Genomic DNA, 19,125 nt, shown 5'->3' on the forward strand with positions numbered 1-19,125 from the left:
CTGGGGTTGCAGCGGCTGCTGACTGAAGGCCCCCGGGGAACCGGGGACATCCGGAAAGACTTGATTCCTGGAGTCTAACCGGCTGGTTCCGTCGAACGTCACCCGCTTCGGGAAATCAAGAGCGTTCTCGACCGGAACCCGATCAGTTCCGCCCCGGTTCCAACCGCTTTGCGACCAGATTCCAGACGACGTCCGCGAGCGCCTCCTTCGGGCCCACCGGTACGGGGGTCTCGCTGCCGTCCGAGCCAAGCACCACGGCCTCGTTGACGTCCTGCCCGAAGGCCTTGCCGTTGCCCACCTCGTTGACCACCAGCAGGTCGCAGCCCTTGCGGGCGAGCTTGGCGCGGCCGTTGGCGAGCACGTCGTCGGTCTCCGCCGCGAAGCCCACCACGAGTTGACCCGAACGGGGGCGGTGCGCGGACAGCTCGGCCAGCACGTCGGGGTTGCGGACCAGCGCGACCGGCGCCGGCTCGACCCCTTCCACCTTCTTGATCTTGCCGGTGGCGTACTCGGCGGGCCGGAAGTCCGCCACGGCCGCGGCCATCACCACGGCGTCCGCGTCCTCGGCCGCCTTCAGCACCGCCTCGCGCAGCTCCAGCGCGGTCGAGACGTGCACCACGTCCACCCCGGCCGGGTCGGGCAGCTCGGCGTTGGCCGAGACCAGGGTCACCCGGGCCCCACGCGCCGCGGCGGTCACGGCGAGCGCGTAGCCCTGCTTGCCGGAGGAGCGGTTGCCGAGGAAGCGCACCGGGTCCAGCGGCTCCCGGGTGCCGCCGGCCGAGACCACCACGTGCCGGCCGGCCAGGTCGGTCGGCACCGGCCCGCCGCGGCGCAGCACGGCCCGGCAGGCGTCGAAGATCGCGGCGGGCTCGGGCAGCCGCCCCTTGCCGGTGTCCTTGCCGGTGAGCCGCCCCACGGCCGGCTCCAGCACGATCACGCCCCGGCGGCGCAGCGTGGCGACGTTCTCCCGGGTGGCCGGGTGCTCCCACATCTCGGTGTGCATCGCGGGCGCCAGGACGACCGGGCAACCGGCGGTGAGCAGGGTGTTGGTCAGCAGGTCGTCGGCGAGCCCGTGGGCGGCCTTGGCCATCAGGTCGGCGGTGGCGGGGGCGACCACCACCAGGTCGGCCTGCCGCCCGATCCGCACGTGCGGCACCTCGTGCACGTCCTCCCAGGTCTCGGTGGCGGCCGGACGGCCGGACAGCGCGGCCCAGGTGGCCTCCCCGACGAAGTGCAGCGCCGCGGCGGTCGGCACCACGGTGACCTGGTGGCCGGACTCGGTGAACCGGCGCAGCAGCTCGCACGCCTTGTAGGCGGCGATCCCGCCGCTGACACCGAGGACCACGCGGGGGGCGTCCACGCTCGCGCTCATGTACCGGCCTCTCTCCGCATCGGAAACCTGATCAGCGTCGAAACCTGATCATCATCGGGAACCCGCTCACCCTACGGCTCCTCGGCCGCCACCCGCACGGTGCCCCGCGTCACAGCGAACACCGGAGGGCCCGGAGGCCCCGGCACGGAACACCGGAGGGCCCGGCGGACAGGATTCCGCCGGGCCCTCCGGTGAAGGTACGGGACTGCCTCAGGCAGCCTCGACCGCCTCGGCGGTCAGCATGCCCGCGTTGATCTCGCGCAGCGCGATCGACAGCGGCTTCTCGTGCACGTGGGTGTCGACCAGCGGGCCGACGTACTCCAGCAGGCCCTCGCCGAGCTGGGAGTAGTACGCGTTGATCTGGCGCGCGCGCTTGGCGGCGTAGATCACGAGGCTGTACTTCGAGTCGGTGGCCTCAAGCAGCTCGTCGATCGGCGGGTTGATGATGCCCTCGGGCGCGGTCATGGAAGAGGACACGCGAAAACCTTCCGAAAGGGTGGAAAAGACTGACAGGTCAGGCTACACCGAGCAAGGCTAGCAGTTCGGCCGCTACCTGCTCGACGGAGGTGTTGACAAGGGTCGTGTCGAACTCGGGCTCGGCCGCGAGCTCGACCTTGGCCGCCTCCAGCCGCCGTTCGATCACGTCCTGCGGCTCGGTGCCCCGACCGGTCAGCCGACGGACCAGTTCGTCCCAGCTCGGCGGGGCCAGGAAGACCAGCTGGGCCTCCGGCATCGACTCGCGCACCTGACGGGCACCCTGCAGATCGATCTCCAGCAGGACGGGCTCGCCGCGCTCCAGCTTCTCCAGCACGGCCGCGCGCGGGGTCCCGTAGCGGTTCCCGGCGAACTCGGCCCACTCCAGCAGCTCGCCGTTGGCGACCAGCTTGTCGAACTCGTCGTTGTCGACGAAGTGGTACTGGACCCCGTTCTTCTCGCCGGGCCTCGGGTGCCGGGTGGTGGCCGACACCGAGAGCCAGACCTCGGGGTACATCTTCCTCATATGAGCGACGACCGTGCTCTTGCCGACCCCCGAAGGGCCGGAGAGCACGGTCAGCCGCGGACGCTCACTCATGCACCGATTATCCCGGATCGCGGACGATCCCGGGACCACGGGGGCACGGTCAGGCGGCGCCACCGCCGAACTCCCGCTCCAGGGAGGCGATCTGGTTCGTGCCGAGACCGCGGACACGGCGGCTCTCGCTGATGCCGAGGCGCTCCATGATCTGCTTGGCACGGACCTTGCCGACGCCCGGAAGGGACTCCAGCAGGGCCGACACCTTCATCTTGCCGATGACGTCGTTGTCGTTCTTGCCGGCCTTGATCACCTCGTGCAGGGAGGCGCCGGAGTGCTTGAGCCGGTTCTTGACCTCGGCGCGCTCCCGGCGAGCCTCGGCGGCCTTGGCGAGCGCGGCGGTGCGCTGTTCAGGGGTAAGGGGCGGAAGAGCCACGCCGTTCACCTCAGGGTGTGGAAGGAAGGGATTGAGCTATGACTGGTTCGGTACTCAGGACACCGTCCGCAGGGGAAGCCCAATGGGGAACCACAGGGCCCTGACCTGCGGGAGCTACGGGTTTCGCGGCTCGCCGATGACCTATCGCCGGACACTACCCGCATTGCGGCGCCACGTCAGGAAAAGAACACGAAAAGTCCTGGTCAGCCAAGGCCGACCAGGACTTTCCCGGGCAAAATGACCGCGATTGCGAGACTTTGGCGAGGTCGATGTGACGGCGCTCACGTCAACTCCGGCGCCGCGCCGCCGTCCTGCGGACACTGCGCACGGTCACCGTTCGACTACCGGCCGGACGCCTTCCGTTACTTGACGGCGTCCGCGAACTCCCCGACGAAGCGCTCCGCGGCCTCCCTCAGCGCCGGCACCGACGGGCCGTGCTTGAGCACGTCCCGGCTGACGCTCGGCACCACGTTGGTCACCGAGGCGCCGAACACCCGCGGCAGGTCCGCCATGGTCGCCCCCTGGGCGCCGATCCCGGGAGCCAGCAGCGGGCCGTTGATGGCCAGGTCCACGCCCGCGTCGGCCAGCGTCGCGCCGACCACCGCGCCGAAGGAGCCCAGCGGAGCCGCGTCCGCGTTCTCCGCCGCCAACTGCCGCAGCATCGAAGCCGCGACCGGCTCGCCGTCCGCCCCGACGGCGCGCTGCACCTCGGCGCCCTCCGGGTTGGAGGTGAGCGCCAGCGCGAACACCCCGCAGCCCTGCTCCCGGGCCAGGTCCAGGGCCGGGCGCAGCGAGCCGAAGCCCAGGTACGGGCTGACCGTGACGGCGTCCGAGAACAGCGGGCTGGTGGGCGCGAGGAAGGCCTCCGCGTAGGCGGCCATGGTGGAGCCGATGTCGCCGCGCTTGGCGTCCATCAGGACCAGCGCGCCGGCCGCCCGGGCCTCCTCGACGCTCTTCTCCAGCACGGCGACGCCCTTGCTGCCGAAGCGCTCGAAGAAGGCGGCCTGCGGCTTGAGCACGGCGACCCGGTCGGCCAGGGCCTCCACCACGGTGCGGCTGAAGGTCTCCAGCCCGGCGAGGTCGTCGCCGAGCCCCCAGGCGGAGAGCAGGGAGGCGTGCGGGTCGATGCCGACGCAGAGCTGGCCGCGGGTGTCGAGGGCCTGGCGCAGCCGGGCGCCGAACGGGGCGAGGGTCATGTCGTCCTTTCCGAGGAATCGTGCGGGCGTTCCGTGGGTCATGCGGGCGTTCCGGAGGCCGGCCGGGCGGTGCGAGCGGTTCAGGAGCTGCGGGCGGCGCTGCCGACGGCCGCCGCGAGGTCGCGGAAGCCCGCGGCGCGGACCCGGGCGGACAGGCCCCGGTGGATCCGACGGCACCAGAACGGGCCCTCGTAGATGAAGGCGCTGTAGCCCTGCACGAGGTCGGCGCCGTGGATGATCCGCTGCCAGGCGTCCTCGGCGGTCTCCACGCCGCCGACCGACACCAGCGTCAGCCGGCCCCCGGTACGGGCGCGCAGGCGCTGCAACACCTCCAGGGCGCGGGCCTTGAGCGGCGCGCCGGACAGGCCGCCCATCCCGATCTCCTCGACCCGCTTCGCGTCGGCCCGCAGGCCCTCGCGGCCGATCGTGGTGTTGGTGGCGATGATGCCGTCCAGGCCCAGCTCCAGGGCGAGGTCGGCGACCGCGTCGACGTCCTCGTCGGCCAGGTCGGGGGCGATCTTGACCAGCAGCGGCACCCGGTGCGCGGTGGTGCGGTCGGCGGCCTCGCGCACCGCGGCGAGCAGCGGGCGCAGGTGGTCGACGGCCTGGAGGTTGCGCAGCCCGGGAGTGTTCGGCGAGCTGACGTTGACCACCAGGTAGTCGGCGTACTTGGCCAGCCGCTCGGTCGACTTGACGTAGTCGGCGACGGCGTCGGCCTCCTCGACCACCTTGGTCTTGCCGATGTTGACGCCGATCACCGGCGTGGAGCTGGTGTGCGGGCGGGCGGCCAACCGGGCGGCGACCCGGGCCGAGCCCTGGTTGTTGAAGCCCATCCGGTTGATCAGCGCGCGGTCCTCGACCAGGCGGAACAGCCGGGGCGCCGGGTTGCCGGGCTGGGGCTCGCCGGTGACGGTGCCGATCTCGACGTAGTCGAAGCCGAGCATCGCCAGGCCGTCGATGCCGACGCCGTTCTTGTCGAAGCCGGCCGCGAGGCCGAACGGGCCGGGCAGGTCCAGGCCGAGGGCCCGGGTCCGCAGCGCCCGGTCGCGCGGGGCGAGGACCAGCCGCACCAGGGTGCGCAGGCCGGGGACGGAGGAGGCGAGCCGGATCCAGAAGAAGGCGAGGTGGTGGGCCTTCTCGGGGTCCATCTTCTTGAAGACGAGGTCGAACAGGAACTTGTACAAGGGGGGTCAACTTCCGCAGCGAGAACCGGACTCGGGCATACGAGTGGGGGGCACCAATGCGACTCCGGTGCCCCCCACTGCGGTGGTGCTACTTGCGGCCGGCGTTGATCAGCTCCGCGTGCTCCTGGAGCGACATCACTCCGACCTCGTCGCGCAGCAGCGCGTCCATGCCCTGGACCGCCGCGCCCATCGCCTGGACGGTGGTCAGACACGGCACGCCGCGGGAGACGGCCGCGGTGCGGATCTCGTAGCCGTCGAGGCGGCCGCCGGTGCCGTACGGCGTGTTGATGATCAGGTCGACCTCGCCGTCGTGGATCAGCTGGACGATGGTCTTCTCGCCGTTCGGGCCCTCGCCCTCGCTGTGCTTGCGCACCAGCGTGGACGGGATGCCGCCGCGGTGCAGCACCTCGGCGGTGCCGGCGGTGGCGAGCACCTCGAAGCCGAGGCCGACCAGCGCCCGGGCCGGGAAGACCAGGTTGCGCTTGTCCCGGTTGGCGACCGAGACGAAGACCTTGCCCCTGGTCGGCAGCGCGCCGTACGCACCGGCCTGCGCCTTGGCGTACGCCGTGCCGAAGACCTTGTCGATGCCCATGACCTCACCGGTCGAGCGCATCTCCGGGCCGAGCACGGTGTCCACGCCGCGGCCGTGGATGTCGCGGAAGCGGCTCCACGGCATCACGGCCTCCTTGACCGCGATCGGGGCGTCGGCCGGCAGCGTACCGCCGTCGCCCTCGGCCGGGAGCAGGCCCTCGGCGCGCAGCTCGGCGATGGTGGCGCCGAGCGAGATCCGGGCGGCGGCCTTGGCCAGCGGCACGGCCGTCGCCTTGGAGGTGAACGGGACGGTGCGGGAGGCGCGCGGGTTGGCCTCCAACACGTAGAGGATGTCCCCGGCCAGCGCGAACTGGATGTTGATCAGACCGCGGACCCCGACACCGCGCGCGATGGCCTCGGTGGAGGTGCGCAGGCGCTTGATGTCGTAGCCGCCGAGGGTGATCGGGGGCAGCGCGCAGGCGGAGTCGCCGGAGTGGATGCCGGCCTCCTCGATGTGCTCCATGACGCCGCCGAGGTAGAGCTCGCTGCCGTCGTAGAGCGCGTCGACGTCGATCTCCACCGCGTCGTCGAGGAAGCGGTCGATCAGCACCGGGTGCTCGGAGATCAGACCGGCGTGCCGCTCCAGGTAGGAGGCGAGCGAGACCTCGTCGTAGACGATCTCCATGCCGCGGCCGCCGAGCACGTAGGACGGGCGGGCGAGGACCGGGTAGCCGATCTCGTCGGCGATCGCCTTGGCCTCCTCGAAGGAGAAGGCGGTGCCGTGCTTGGGGGCGGGCAGGCCGGCGTCGCGCAGCACGCGGCCGAAGGCGCCGCGCTCCTCGGCGAGGTCGATCGCCTCGGGCTGGGTGCCGACGATCGGCACGCCGTTGTCCTTGAGCGCCTGGGCCAGGCCCAGCGGGGTCTGGCCGCCGAGCTGGACGATCACGCCGGCCAGCGGACCGGCCTGCTGCTCGGCGTGGACGATCTCCAGGACGTCCTCCAGGGTGAGCGGCTCGAAGTAGAGCCGGTCGGAGGTGTCGTAGTCGGTGGAGACGGTCTCCGGGTTGCAGTTGACCATGACGGTCTCGTACCCGGCGTCGGCCAGCGCGAAGGAGGCGTGCACGCAGGAGTAGTCGAACTCGATGCCCTGGCCGATGCGGTTCGGACCCGAGCCGAGGATGATCACGGCCGGCTTGGTGCGCGGGGCGACCTCGCTCTCCTCGTCGTACGAGGAGTAGAAGTACGGGGTCTTGGCGGCGAACTCGGCGGCGCAGGTGTCCACGGTCTTGTACACCGGGCGGACGCCGAGCGCGTGGCGCACCTCGCGGACGACGTCCGGCTTCAGGCCGCGGATCTCGCCGATCTGCTGGTCGGAGAAGCCGTGCCGCTTGGCGTGGCGCAGCAGCTCGGGGGTGAGCTCGGCGGCCTCGGCCAGCTCGCCGGCGATCTCGTCCAGCAGGAAGAGCTGGTCGACGAACCACGGGTCGATCTTGGTGGCCTCGAACACCTCCTCCGGCGTGGCGCCGGCCCGGATGGCGTCCATCACGGTGTTGATCCGGCCGTCGGTCGGCACGACCGCCTTGGCCAGCAGCTCGGCCTTGTCACCCAGCGGGCTGGTCCAGCAGAACTGGGAGCCCTTCTTCTCCAGCGAGCGCAGCGCCTTCTGCAGCGCCTCGGGGAAGTTGCGGCCGAGCGCCATGGCCTCGCCGACGGACTTCATGGTGGTGGTCAGCGTCGCGTCGGCGCTCGGGAACTTCTCGAACGCGAACCGGGGCACCTTGACCACGACGTAGTCGAGGGTCGGCTCGAAGGAGGCCGGGGTCTCCTCGGTGATGTCGTTGGGGATCTCGTCCAGGGTGTAGCCGACGGCCAGCTTGGCGGCGATCTTGGCGATCGGGAAGCCGGTGGCCTTGGAGGCGAGCGCCGAGGAGCGGGAGACGCGCGGGTTCATCTCGATGACGATGACCCGGCCGTCCTCGGGGTTGACGGCGAACTGGATGTTGCAGCCGCCGGTGTCGACGCCGACCTCGCGGATGACGGCGATGCCGATGTCGCGCAGGATCTGGTACTCGCGGTCGGTGAGCGTCATCGCCGGGGCGACGGTGATCGAGTCACCGGTGTGCACGCCCATCGGGTCGAAGTTCTCGATGGAGCAGACGACCACGACGTTGTCGTTCTTGTCGCGCATCAGCTCCAGCTCGTACTCCTTCCAGCCGAGGATGGACTCCTCCAGGAGCACCTCGGTGGTCGGCGAGAGGGCCAGGCCCTGCCCCGCGATGCGGCGCAGGTCCTCCTCGTTGTGGGCGAAGCCGGAGCCGGCGCCGCCCATGGTGAAGGAGGGGCGCACCACGACCGGGTAGCCGCCGAGGGTGTCGACGCCGGCCAGCACCTCGTCCATGGTGTGGCAGATGACCGAGCGGGCGGACTCGCCGTACCCGATCTTGGACTTGACGGCCTCGACGACGCCCTTGAACAGGTCGCGGTCCTCGCCCTTGTTGATCGCCACCACGTCGGCGCCGATCAGCTCGACGCCGTACTTCTCCAGCGTGCCCGCCTCATGCAGCGAGATCGCGGTGTTGAGCGCGGTCTGGCCGCCCAGGGTCGGCAGCAGCGCGTCGGGGCGCTCCTTGGCGATGATCCTCTCGACGAACTCGGGGGTGATCGGCTCGACGTAGGTGGCGTCGGCGATCTCCGGGTCGGTCATGATCGTGGCCGGGTTGGAGTTGACCAGCACGACCCGCAGGCCCTCGGCCTTGAGGACGCGGCAGGCCTGGGTGCCGGAGTAGTCGAACTCGGCGGCCTGGCCGATGACGATCGGGCCGGACCCGATCACCAGGACGGACTTGATGTCAGTGCGCTTAGGCACGCTGGCCCTCCATGAGCTTCACGAAGCGGTCGAACAGGTAGGCGGCGTCGTGCGGGCCGGCGGCCGCTTCGGGGTGGTACTGCACGCTGAAGGCGGGCACGTCGAGCGCCTGGAGGCCCTCGACCACGTCGTCGTTGAGGCAGACGTGGGAGACCTGGACCCGCCCGTAGGGGGTGTCGCTCACCTGGTCCAGCGGTGCGTTCACGGCGAAGCCGTGGTTGTGGGCGGTCACCTCGACCTTGCCGGTGGTGCGGTCCTGCACCGGCTGGTTGATGCCGCGGTGGCCGTACTTGAGCTTGTAGGTGCCGAAGCCGAGGGCGCGGCCGAGGATCTGGTTGCCGAAGCAGATCCCGAAGAACGGGGTCCCCCGCTCCAGCACGCCCTGCGCGACGGCGACCTGGTGGTCGGCGGTGGCCGGGTCGCCCGGGCCGTTGGAGAAGAAGACGCCGTCGGGGTTGACCGCGTAGACGTCCTCCAGGGTGGAGTCGGCCGGCAGCACGTGCACCTCGATGCCGCGCTCGGCCATCCGCTGCGGGGTCATCGCCTTGATGCCGAGGTCCAGCGCGGCGACGGTGAACTTCTTCTCACCGACGGCGGGAACGACGTACGGCTCGGTGGTGGCCACCTCGGCGCACAGGTCGGCGCCCTTCATCTCGGCCGACCCCTGCACCCGGGCGAGCAGGGCGGCCGGGTCGGCCAGCGCCTCACCGGAGAAGATGCCGCAGCGCATCGCGCCGCGCTCGCGCAGGTGGCGGGTCAGCGCGCGGGTGTCGATGCCGCTGATGCCGACGACGCCCTGGCGGGCCAGCTCCTCGTCCAGCGAGCGGCGGGAGCGCCAGTTGGACGCCACCCGGGAGGGGTCTCGCACGACGTAGCCGGCGACCCAGATCTGCTTGGACTCGTCGTCCTCGTCGTTCCAGCCGGTGTTGCCGATCTGCGGGGCGGTCATCACGACCACCTGGCGGTGGTACGACGGGTCGGTCAGGGTCTCCTGGTAGCCGGACATGCCGGTGTTGAAGACCGCCTCGCCGAAGGTCTCGCCGGTCGCGCCGTAGGCCTGGCCGCCGAAGGTCCGGCCGTCCTCCAGGACGAGCACGGCGGGGATGCGCTCCCGCCGTTGGCGCTGCGTGGTGGGGGCAGGTGCGGTCATTGCGCGGCCTCTTCCGTCTTCTTCGTCTTCGTACGTGTTGCGAGCCGGGCGATCGCCTCGACCCAGGCGGTGTGCTCATCGGGGTGGTCGGCCCGGAAGCCGGAGTCCAGCTCGGTGCCCTCGTGCGTCCAGGTGACGACGAGCAGCCCTGAGGGGACGACCTTGCCGGCGATTCCGGAGTCCGTGCGGGCACCGGTCAGGTGCTCGGCCGGGATCCAGAAGTCGACGTCGCCGGGGCGCTGCACCAGCAGACCGTCCTCGCCGAGGGTGAGGTCGGCCCGGCTGCGGGTGCCCAGGCCGTGCGCGACGACCCGGTCGAGCCAGTTCCCGGCGGTGGTGGTTCCGTGGTAGCGCCCGCTGGTCTCCAGGATGGTCCGGCCGGCACGGGCCGGCACGGCGGGCAGCGGCGGGATCCCGGACTGCAGGGTGCGCCGCCAGTTCCAGCCCTGGCGCATCAGCCAGTAGACCAGGCCGATGACGACCAGCAGCCCGATCGACCAGCCGATGTAGCCCGGCCAGTTGGTGACCTTCGCCTGCTCCCTGGCGAGTGAGGCGTGGTCCACCGCGCTGATCACCCGTCCGGCGAGCTCGCTCATGCCAGGCCGCCCTGCTCGGCCAGCTCGCCGGCCAGCACCGTGGCGCGGCCGCGCAGGAAGGTGGCGTGCACCCGTCCGGGCAGGTCCATGCCCTTGTAGGGGGTGTTGCGGCTGCGGGTGGCGAAGCTCTCGGGGTTCACGGCACCACGGTACGCGGGATCGAAGAGCACCAGGTTGGCCGGCTCACCCACCGAGATCGGCCGGCCGTGGCCGGTGAGACGGCCGATCCGGGCCGGTCGGTGGGACATCCGGTCCGCGACGCCCTCCCAGTTCAGCAGGCCGGTGTCGACCATGGTCTGCTGCACGACCGACAGCGCGGTCTCCAGGCCGACCATGCCCATCGCGGCCACGGCCCACTCGCAGTCCTTGTCCTCGGCCGGGTGCGGCGCGTGGTCGGTGGCGACGGCGTCGATGGTGCCGTCGGCGAGCGCCTTGCGCAGCGCCTGGACGTCCTCGGCGGTGCGCAGCGGCGGGTTCACCTTGTACACCGGGTCGTAGGAGCGGACCAGCTCGTCGGTGAGCAGCAGGTGGTGCGGGGTGACCTCGGCGGTGACGTCCCAGCCCTTGGACTTGGCCCAGCGGACGATCTCGACCGAGCCTGCCGTGGAGAGGTGGCAGACGTGCAGCCGGGAGCCGACGTGCGCGGCGAGCAGCACGTCGCGGGCGATGATCGACTCCTCGGCGACGGCCGGCCAGCCACCGAGTCCGAGCTCGCCGGAGACCTGGCCCTCGTTCATCTGGGCGCCCTCGGTCAGCCGCGGCTCCTGGGCGTGCTGGGCGACGACGCCGTCGAAGGCCTTGACGTACTCCAGGGCGCGGCGCATCAGCACCGCATCGTCCACGCACTTGCCGTCGTCGGAGAAGACCCGGACGTTCGCGGCGGACTCGTGCATCGCGCCCAGCTCGGCGAGCTTCTTGCCCTCCAGGCCGACGGTGACGGCGCCGACCGGCTGCACGTCGCAGTAGCCGGCCTCCTGGCCGAGCCGCCAGACCTGCTCGACCACACCGGCGCTGTCGGCCACCGGGGTGGTGTTGGCCATCGCGTGCACGGCGGTGAAGCCGCCCATCGCGGCGGCCTGGGTGCCGGTGAGCACGGTCTCGGCGTCCTCGCGGCCGGGCTCGCGCAGGTGGGTGTGCAGGTCGACCAGACCGGGCAGGGCGATCAGGCCGGTGGCGTCGATCTCGATGTCCGCCTCGACCGCCAGGCCGGTGCCGATCGCCCGGATGACGCCGTCGGCGAGGTGGAGGTCCTGCGGGGCGCCGCCCAGGACCTTGGCGTTGCGGATCAGGTAGCTGGTCACTGAGCGGTCTCCACGGAGTCGGTGCGGGCGGGCTCGGCGGGACCATCGGTGAAAACGGCTCCGCCGAGCAACAGGTAAAGAACGGCCATCCGGACGGAGACGCCGTTGGCGACCTGCTCGACCACGGTGCAGCGCGGCGAGTCGGCGACCTCGGCGGTGATCTCCATGCCGCGGACCATCGGGCCGGGGTGCATCACGATGGCGTGCTCGGGCAGCTGGGCCATCCGGATGCCGTTCATGCCGTAGCGACGGCTGTACTCGCGCTCGGTCGGGAAGAACGCGGCGTTCATCCGCTCGCGCTGCACCCGCAGCATCATCAGGGCGTCGGTCTTGGGCAGCACGCCGTCCAGGTCGTAGCTGACCTCGCAGGGCCAGTTCTCGATGCCGATCGGCAGCAGGGTCGGCGGGGCGACGAAGGTCACCTGGGCGCCGAGGGTGGTCAGCAGGTGCACGTTGGAGCGGGCGACCCGGCTGTGCAGGACGTCACCGACGATCGTCACCCGGCGGCCGGCCAGGTCGTTGCCCGGGCCGGCGTTGAGGTGGCGGCGCATGGTGAAGGCGTCGAGCAGCGCCTGGGTGGGGTGCTCGTGGGTGCCGTCACCGGCGTTGATCACACTGCCGTGCAGCCAGTCGGACTGGGCCAGCCGGGCCGGCGCGCCCGAGGCGTGGTGGCGGATGACGACCGCGTCGGCCCCCATCGCCTGGAGGGTCAGGGCGGTGTCCTTGAGGCTCTCGCCCTTGGAGACCGACGAGCCCTTGGCGGAGAAGTTGATGACGTCCGCGGACAGCCGCTTCTCGGCGACCTCGAAGGAGGTCTTGGTGCGGGTGGAGTCCTCGAAGAAGAGGTTGACGACGGTGCGACCGCGCAGCGTGGGCAGCTTCTTGACGGCCCGGCCGGAGAGCTGGGCCAGCTCCTCGGCGGTGTCCAGGATCAGCAGCGCGTCGTCGCGGCTGAGATCGGCGGCGGAGACGAGGTGGCGCTTCACGCGGGTTACTCCGGGAGGTGCGGTTCGGTGGGCTGGGAGGCCAGGGCCTGCGAGCTGCGGGCGGTGTAGTCGCGGTCGCCGACCAGGACGGCGTCCAGGCCGTCGGTGTCGGCGAGGCGGACCTGCACGGCCTCGCGCAGCGAGGTGGGGAGGTTCTTGCCCACGTAGTCGGCCCGGATCGGCAGCTCCCGGTGGCCGCGGTCGACCAGGACGGCGAGCTGCACGGCGCGCGGCCGGCCGATGTCGTTCAGCGCGTCGAGCGCGGCCCGGATGGTGCGGCCGGAGAAGAGCACGTCGTCGACGAGGATGACGAGCTTGCCGTCGATGCCGCCGGGCGGGATCTCGGTGTGCTCCAGGGCGCGGGCGGGCTTCAGCCGCAGGTCGTCCCGGTACATGGTGATGTCCAGGGTGCCCAGCGGGATCTCGCTCCCGGTGATCTGGGCCAGCCGGCCGTGCAGGCGGCGGGCGAGGTGGACGCCCCTGGTGTGGATGCCGAGCAGCACGACGTCCTCCGCGCCCTTGGCGCGCTCGACGATCTCGTGCGCTATCCGGGTGATGACCCGGGCGATGTCCGTGCCGTCCAGCACCTGGTGCGGCGGCCGCGGCGTGGGTTCCTGGTGTGTGGTCATGCCGAAGCGGACCTCCTTCCCCGCCTCACGGGACGGGCCTTAAAGGATGTCTGGGAATCTGCCCCCGCCGACCGGGCGCGGGCTTCGGACCATCCTACCAGCGCCCCGGAGTGGCAAATGGACCTCCATCATTCCGCTTCGCCGGGTTAACACCCCGGACGCGCCGACGATGCGGGCCATTCGCACGACTGCCCCATTCGGCTTGACGCAACTACCTTACTCTACGTAACCTCACAGTGAGTTACGAGACGGGCGTCGTACCCACCGGTAGCGACGCCGGCCATCGCCCGTGACCCACCACTGAACGCGAAGCAATCTCGTCCGGGGAGATCAATGTCCAGCGACTACGCGAAGCAGCTCGGAGGCAAGCTCCGAGCGATCCGCACTCAGCAGGGGCTCTCCCTGCACGGTGTCGAGGAGAAGTCCCAGGGGCGCTGGAAGGCAGTCGTCGTCGGCTCGTACGAGCGCGGCGACCGTGCGGTCACCGTGCAGCGGCTGGCCGAGCTCGCCGAGTTCTACGGCGTTCCGGTGCAGGAGCTCCTGCCCGGCGGTACCCCGGGCGGCGCGGCCGAGCCGCCGCCGCGCCTGGTCCTCGACCTGGAGAGACTGACCCAGGTCCCGTCCGAGAAGGCCGGCCCGCTGCAGCGCTACGCGGCGACCATCCAGAGCCAGCGCGGCGACTACAACGGCAAGGTCCTCTCGATCCGCCAGGACGACCTGCGCACTCTGGCCGTGATCTACGACCAGTCGCCGTCGATCCTCACCGAGCAGCTGATCTCCTGGGGCGTGCTCAACCCCGACGCGCGCCGCGCGGTGCGCGAGGAGGACGCGAGCTGAGGCTCGCCGACCAGCGTCAGCAGGCAGAAACGTCACGGCGCGGTTTCCGGAACCCGGGAGCCGCGCCGCGGCATTTCCCCGGCTGCGACCGCCCCTCGCGGCCGTTCGGCCCGAATGGCAGGGGCTCAGCAGACCGTCCCCAGGCTGTAGCCCGGCTGCGCCGCCACCCCGTCCAACCGCACCGGGCGGGCGGCCGGCGCCCAGTCCGGGCCGCCGCTCGACCAGGCCCAGGCGGCCGGCAGGTACTCCCCGCAGGACGCCGCCGAGCCCTGGGAGCCGTGCAGCACCGCGACGCCCGGCAGCTCCAGCGCCAACCCGGCGCAGAGCACGGCGCAGATCAGCTCCAGCTCCTCGTCGTTGATCCGCACCACCCCGTCCTCCCACTGGAGCACCCGGGCCGCCGCGCTCAGGCGCCCGCCCGGCGCGTCCACCCGCAGCCGCAGCTCGTACACCCCGGCGCCCGCGCCGACCAGCATCCGGCGGAACACCTCGGCCCCGCGCTGGTGGGCGGCGCGCACCCAGCGCGCGTGCTCCTCGTCCGCCTCCGCCGGGCCCGTGCTCCCGAGCAGTCCGCCGTCCAGCAGCAGGTCGGCGTGGCGGAGCGTCAGCCCGTTCTCCCGCGCCCGGACCAGTCGCGGCACGAAGTCCCCGGCCAGCTCCTCGCCCTGATAGGCCAACAGCTGGGTCTGCAACGGCGGGTTGACGAGGTAACGGTCGCGGGCGGTGGGCGCGGCCGGGTCCAGGCCGTGCAGCAGACAGAACTCCTCGAAGTCCTGCGGGTGGAACATCCGGGCGCGGACGGTCTCGAAGCGCTCCAGCGCGTCGGCCAGCAGCTCGGCGGTGTCGGTCAGGTAGCGCTCGTAGTCGGGGACGTCGCTGACTCCCCAGGCACGGGCCCGCGCGAAGTCCGCGGCGTTGGTGAGCACCCCGATGACGAACGCCTGCTCGGCCCCCTCGTCCCGCCGCGGCCGGTGCGGCGCCCGCAGCGCGGGGCGCGTGCCGGCGGCGGTGCAGTCGGAGTTGCGGCGGGCGCGGCCCTTGCGGCTGGTCATCGGAGGCTCCTGGCGTCGGCGGGCGGCCGTCGGGCGGTGACGGTCAGCGGCGGGGCTCGCCGCTGACCGTGTTACTCCCCAGTTCCGAGCGCCACACACGTACGGCGTGTCACAGGAATGTAACCTCCGGTAATAGCACCGCGCCTCGGCCGCTCAGAGCGGACGCGGCGCCCGGGCCAGCTGGCGGGACTGGGCGACCAGGCGGCCGGACTCGTCCCAGACCTCGGCGTCCTCCTCGAAGTAGCCGCCGGCCAGGTTGCGGGTGGCGTGGACGACCCGCAGCCAGCCCGGAACCGGCTTGGCCCGCAGGTGCACGGTCAGCTCGACGGTCGGGGCCCAGCCGGGCAGGCCGAGGTCGAAGGTGACCGGCGGCAGCGCGTCGGCGACCAGCAGGAGCAGCAGCGGGTCGGGCTCGCGGCCGTCGGCGAGCCGGAACCAGCCCTGGATCCGGCCCTGACCGGAGGGCTGCCCGAGGGCCCAGCCGACGGTGGCCGGATCGAGCCGCAGGTCGAAGCGCTCCAGCAGGGCGGCCTGCTCGATCAGCTGCTTGGGCGCGTGCTCGACGCCGATGCACTGGTCCGGCGGCGGCAGCTGCGGCGGGGTGGCGCTGGTGCGCACCTCGCCGTCGGCGGCGGCGAGGTCACCGTGGCTGGCCACCACGCGCAGGCGCTCGACGCCGTCCTGGCTGAGCGAGGCGGTGCCGGTGGACAGGCTGCGGCCGGTGCGCAGCACCTCGGTGCGGACGGTGGCCGGGCCGGGGGTGGAGGCGGACAGGTAGTAACCGCTGATCGACACCGGGTCCGGGTGCGACTCGTGCTCCAGCGACAGCGCGTGTCCGGCCACGGCGAGCAGCAGCCCGCCGTTGACCCCGCCGCCGATCTGCCAGCCGGTGCCGAGGGCGGCCTCGTAGCGGCCGGCCTCCTCGGGGTGTCTGGTCAGGGCGATGCCCTGGTCGAACTCGCTGCGGGTCGCGGTGGTCATGGGGGTGCCTGCCCTTCAAGTTACTAGCGAGTAGGGCCCCACACTACGCCTGCGCGGTGAAACGCGGAATGGCCGCCGGATCCGAGGTCCTCGGAACCGGCGGCCACTGCGCTGGGCATCACCGCTACCGGCGGATGCTCGGCTTCAGCTCCAGGAAGCGGGCGAGCATGCCGTTGACGAAGGCCGGGGAGTCGTCCGTGGAGAACTCCTTGGCGATCTCGACGGACTCGTCCAGGACGACCGCGTCCGGGACGCCGTCCTCCCAGATCAGCTCGTACGCGCCGAGCCGCAGGACGTTGCGGTCCACGATCGGCATCCGGTCGAGGGTCCAGCCCACCGCGTACTGCTCGATGAGGTCGTCGATGCGACGGGCGTGCTGGACGTACCCCTCGATCAACTCCATGGTGTACTCGCCGACCTGCGGGGTGCCCTCGTCGGGCTTCGGCTCGCGGGCGCGGGCCACCCAGTCGGCGAGGACCTGCTGCGGGTCGACCCCGCGGTGGTCGGCCTCGAAGAGGATCTGGAAGGCCCGGGTACGGGCCTTGCTACGTGCGGCCGACACGGACTTACTTCACCCGGCCGAGGTAGCTGCCGTCGCGGGTGTCGACCTTGACCTTCTCACCGGTGGTGATGAAGAGCGGCACCTGGATCTCGGCACCCGTCTCCAGGGTGGCCGGCTTGGTGCCACCGGTGGAGCGGTCGCCCTGCACGCCCGGCTCGGTCTCGGCGATCAGCAGCTCGACGGAGGTCGGGAGCTCGATGTAGAGCACCACGCCCTCGTTGGTGGCGACCAGGGCCTCGAAGCCCTCGAGCAGGTAGTTGGCGGCGTCACCGACGACGGCCGGCTCGATCGTGATCTGGTCGTAGGTGTCCATGTCCATGAACACGAAGTTCTCGCCGTCCTTGTACGAGAACTGCATGCCGCGCTTGTCGACGTTGGCGGTCTCGACCTTGGTGCCGGCGTTGAAGGTCTTGTCGACGACCTTGCCCGTCAGGACCTCCTTGAGCTTCGTACGCACGAAGGCCGGGCCCTTGCCGGGCTTGACGTGCTGGAACTCGACGACGGACCAGAGCTTGCCGCCCTCCAGCTTGAGGACCATGCCGTTCTTGAGATCGTTCGTGGAAGCCACGGGCGCACTTACTCCTGGATATAGCTGTCAAGGAACCAAGGGTTCGCGTCCTGCCGCCGACGGCCTTCGGGGGCCGCCGTCACAGGGCGAGGAGCTCCTTGGTGGTGATGGTGAGCAGCTCGGGCCCGCCCTCTTCGAGGGGGCGCACGACGAGCGTGTCCTCGATCCGGACCCCGCCCTTGCCGGGGAGGTGGACCCCCGGACCGACGGTGACCGGCACGCGGCTGTCCAGTTTACCCATGTCCGACGGACCGAGGCGCGGCGCCTCCCGGATCTCCAGCCCGATGCCGTGGCCCACCGGGTGCGGCGAGACCTCGGTGTGGCCGGCCGCCTCCAGGACCTGCCGGGCGACCCGGTCGGGTACGCACTGCTCGACGCCCGGCCCGAGCGCCTCCCGGCCGGCCCGCTGGGCCCGGAAGACCAGCCGGTGCAGCTCGACCTGCCAGGGCGCGGGAGCGGCGCCGATCACGAACGTCCGGGCGGTCGAGACGCGGTAGCCGCGGTACTGGGCGCCCATCACCACGGTGAGAAAGTCGCCCTCCTCCACCCGCCGGTCGGTCGGCTGGTGGGCGGGCAGGCCGGAGTGGCTGCCGGTGCCGACCGAGACCGGGAAGGCCGCCCGGTCGGCACCGTGGTCGATCATCCGGCGCTCCAGCTCCATCGCCAGGTGCCGCTCGGTGCGGCCGACCAGGATCGACTCCAGCAGCTCGCCGAGCGCCTGGTCGGCGATCTCGGCGGCGATCCGCAGGTCGGCGATCTCGTGCTCGTCCTTCACCACCCGCAGCCGCTCCACGACCTGGCCGAGGTCCGCCAGCCGGGCCCCCTCCACCAGGTCCGCCACCCCGCGGTGCCGGGTGACGGTCAGGTCGTGCTCCTCCACCGCCAGTTCCCGCACCCCCAGCCGCCCGGCCGCGACCGCCGCGGCCAGCGCGGTGTCCGTCCCGGCCGACACCGGCACCCGGGTGACCTCCGTGTCTACCAGGTGCTCCCCCGAGTCGTCCGGCGGCAGGTCGTCCGGCAGCGACAGCAGCGCCCGGTCCCGGGTCAGCAGCAGCGTCGCCCCGCAGGGCGCGCAGCCCGTCAGGTACCGGACGTTCACCGCCCGGGTGATCAGCGCCGCATCGGCTCCGGCCGCACCGCAGTGCTCCCTCACCCGCTCCCGCCGACCCGTGTACGCATCCGCCATGCGTCGAGCCTACGAACCCCCGGCCCGAACCGCCCGCCGAGCACCCCCGCCCGGTGCCCCGGGAATGGACGGGCCGGGGGTCGCGTTGGAGCGGGTGAAAATGACATCCGTTTCAGGAGGCTCCAATGGCCCGCAGCGAACTGCGACCCGTGATCAAGCTCCGCTCCACGGCCGGCACCGGCTTCACGTACGTGACCCGCAAGAACCGCCGCAACGACCCCGACCGGATGGTCCTGCGCAAGTACGACCCGGCCGCGGGCCGGCACGTCGACTTCCGCGAAGAACGCTGAACGACCCGGCCCCCTGGAGGAGCCCAGCCATGAAGTCCGGAATCCACCCCGCCTACCGCCCGGTCGTCTTCCGCGACAAGGTCGGCGGCCTCGCCTTCCTCACCCGCTCGACGGCCACCGGCGACCGCACCGTCAAGTGGGAGGACGGCACCACCCACCCGGTGATCGACGTCGAGATCTCCTCGGCGAGCCACCCCTTCCACACCGGACAGTCCCGGGTGCTCGACACCGCCGGCCGGGTCGAGCAGTTCCGCCGCCGCTACGGCGACCGGTACTGACGAGAAGCGGAAGCGGGGGGGGCCCCCCCCCCGGCGGGGGCCCGGCCCCCGGGCGGCCGGCCCGGGGGGGGGGAGGGAGGGGGGCCGCGCGGGGCCGCCGCCCCGACAGGGC

Annotated in this window: 20 protein-coding genes; 3 read left to right on the forward strand and 17 right to left on the reverse strand. The window is 71.8% G+C overall.

The genetic code is table 11. The annotated features are described in order from the left end of the window. Positions 1-142 precede the first annotated feature (142 nt). From coaBC to pyrR, 12 genes are all read right to left on the reverse strand, one after another. Complete coding sequence (gene coaBC / locus ACH4J0_RS17700; RefSeq protein ID WP_396241042.1) at positions 143-1,372, reverse strand: bifunctional phosphopantothenoylcysteine decarboxylase/phosphopantothenate--cysteine ligase CoaBC; 1,230 nt, start codon at positions 1,370-1,372, stop codon at positions 143-145. 210 nt (positions 1,373-1,582) lie between these two features. Further along, the gene (gene rpoZ, locus ACH4J0_RS17705; RefSeq protein WP_030056185.1) at positions 1,583-1,849 is read right to left on the reverse strand and encodes a DNA-directed RNA polymerase subunit omega; all 267 of its coding nucleotides are present in this window, start codon (positions 1,847-1,849) and stop codon (positions 1,583-1,585) included. Between the two features lie 37 nt (positions 1,850-1,886). After that, positions 1,887-2,444 carry a guanylate kinase gene (gmk, locus tag ACH4J0_RS17710; protein WP_396241044.1) on the reverse strand — a complete coding sequence of 186 codons (558 nt, stop codon included), beginning with the start codon at positions 2,442-2,444 and terminating at the stop codon, positions 1,887-1,889. A 49-nt stretch (positions 2,445-2,493) separates the two neighbouring features. Beyond that, the gene (gene mihF / locus ACH4J0_RS17715; RefSeq protein WP_030290269.1) at positions 2,494-2,820 is read right to left on the reverse strand and encodes an integration host factor, actinobacterial type; all 327 of its coding nucleotides are present in this window, start codon (positions 2,818-2,820) and stop codon (positions 2,494-2,496) included. A 362-nt stretch (positions 2,821-3,182) separates the two neighbouring features. After that, positions 3,183-4,016: an orotidine-5'-phosphate decarboxylase gene (gene pyrF, locus ACH4J0_RS17720; RefSeq protein ID WP_396241406.1), complete on the reverse strand. Its 834-nt coding sequence runs from the start codon at positions 4,014-4,016 to the stop codon at positions 3,183-3,185. A gap of 80 nt (positions 4,017-4,096) precedes the next feature. After that, the gene (locus ACH4J0_RS17725; protein WP_396241046.1) at positions 4,097-5,200 is read right to left on the reverse strand and encodes a quinone-dependent dihydroorotate dehydrogenase; all 1,104 of its coding nucleotides are present in this window, start codon (positions 5,198-5,200) and stop codon (positions 4,097-4,099) included. 88 nt (positions 5,201-5,288) lie between these two features. Continuing rightward, positions 5,289-8,597, reverse strand: a complete 3,309-nt coding sequence (gene carB / locus ACH4J0_RS17730; protein ID WP_396241048.1) for a carbamoyl-phosphate synthase large subunit — start codon at positions 8,595-8,597, stop codon at positions 5,289-5,291. After that, positions 8,590-9,747, reverse strand: a complete 1,158-nt coding sequence (gene carA / locus ACH4J0_RS17735; protein WP_396241050.1) for a glutamine-hydrolyzing carbamoyl-phosphate synthase small subunit — start codon at positions 9,745-9,747, stop codon at positions 8,590-8,592. The genes carB and carA overlap by 8 nt, the downstream gene beginning before the upstream one ends. Continuing rightward, positions 9,744-10,343 carry a hypothetical protein gene (locus tag ACH4J0_RS17740; protein WP_396241051.1) on the reverse strand — a complete coding sequence of 200 codons (600 nt, stop codon included), beginning with the start codon at positions 10,341-10,343 and terminating at the stop codon, positions 9,744-9,746. Before ACH4J0_RS17740 ends, carA begins: the two co-directional genes overlap by 4 nt. After that, positions 10,340-11,644, reverse strand: a complete 1,305-nt coding sequence (locus ACH4J0_RS17745) for a dihydroorotase (RefSeq protein WP_396241053.1) — start codon at positions 11,642-11,644, stop codon at positions 10,340-10,342. Before ACH4J0_RS17745 ends, ACH4J0_RS17740 begins: the two co-directional genes overlap by 4 nt. Continuing rightward, entirely contained in the window at positions 11,641-12,630 is a 990-nt protein-coding gene (locus tag ACH4J0_RS17750) for an aspartate carbamoyltransferase catalytic subunit (RefSeq protein ID WP_396241055.1), read from the reverse strand. The genes ACH4J0_RS17745 and ACH4J0_RS17750 overlap by 4 nt, the downstream gene beginning before the upstream one ends. Before the next feature lie 5 nt (positions 12,631-12,635). Further along, positions 12,636-13,259 carry a bifunctional pyr operon transcriptional regulator/uracil phosphoribosyltransferase PyrR gene (gene pyrR / locus ACH4J0_RS17755; RefSeq protein WP_396241057.1) on the reverse strand — a complete coding sequence of 208 codons (624 nt, stop codon included), beginning with the start codon at positions 13,257-13,259 and terminating at the stop codon, positions 12,636-12,638. Between the two features lie 333 nt (positions 13,260-13,592). On the opposite strand from pyrR, the gene ACH4J0_RS17760 reads away from it, so the two are divergent. Then, entirely contained in the window at positions 13,593-14,096 is a 504-nt protein-coding gene (locus tag ACH4J0_RS17760; RefSeq protein WP_030056198.1) for a transcriptional regulator, read from the forward strand. 125 nt (positions 14,097-14,221) lie between these two features. On the opposite strand, the gene ACH4J0_RS17765 is transcribed toward ACH4J0_RS17760, so the two are convergent. The 5 genes from ACH4J0_RS17765 to ACH4J0_RS17785 form a co-directional block, all read right to left on the reverse strand. Beyond that, entirely contained in the window at positions 14,222-15,148 is a 927-nt protein-coding gene (locus ACH4J0_RS17765) for a hypothetical protein (protein WP_396241059.1), read from the reverse strand. Positions 15,149-15,301: 153 nt separating this feature from the next. Continuing rightward, a complete protein-coding gene (locus ACH4J0_RS17770; protein WP_396241061.1) occupies positions 15,302-16,129 on the reverse strand; it encodes a thioesterase family protein in 828 nt (275 codons plus the stop codon). 124 nt (positions 16,130-16,253) lie between these two features. After that, on the reverse strand, positions 16,254-16,691 hold the full coding sequence (gene nusB / locus ACH4J0_RS17775) for a transcription antitermination factor NusB (RefSeq protein WP_350508646.1): 438 nt from the start codon (positions 16,689-16,691) through the stop codon (positions 16,254-16,256). Between the two features lie 4 nt (positions 16,692-16,695). Then, positions 16,696-17,259 (reverse strand): elongation factor P, encoded by a 564-nt coding sequence (gene efp, locus ACH4J0_RS17780; protein ID WP_030290256.1) that lies wholly within the window; start codon positions 17,257-17,259, stop codon positions 16,696-16,698. Between the two features lie 79 nt (positions 17,260-17,338). Then, the gene (locus tag ACH4J0_RS17785) at positions 17,339-18,445 is read right to left on the reverse strand and encodes a M24 family metallopeptidase (protein ID WP_396241063.1); all 1,107 of its coding nucleotides are present in this window, start codon (positions 18,443-18,445) and stop codon (positions 17,339-17,341) included. Positions 18,446-18,570: 125 nt separating this feature from the next. Here ACH4J0_RS17785 and rpmG point away from each other — a divergent pair, with 125 nt between their 5' ends. Both rpmG and ACH4J0_RS17795 read left to right on the forward strand, forming a co-directional pair. Next, a complete protein-coding gene (rpmG, locus tag ACH4J0_RS17790) occupies positions 18,571-18,735 on the forward strand; it encodes a 50S ribosomal protein L33 (RefSeq protein ID WP_030056206.1) in 165 nt (54 codons plus the stop codon). 29 nt (positions 18,736-18,764) lie between these two features. Then, a complete protein-coding gene (locus ACH4J0_RS17795) occupies positions 18,765-19,013 on the forward strand; it encodes a type B 50S ribosomal protein L31 (protein ID WP_396241065.1) in 249 nt (82 codons plus the stop codon). Positions 19,014-19,125: the final 112 nt, after the last annotated feature.

This window comes from Kitasatospora sp. NPDC017646 (genome assembly GCF_044329365.1).
Classification (GTDB): domain Bacteria; phylum Actinomycetota; class Actinomycetes; order Streptomycetales; family Streptomycetaceae; genus Kitasatospora.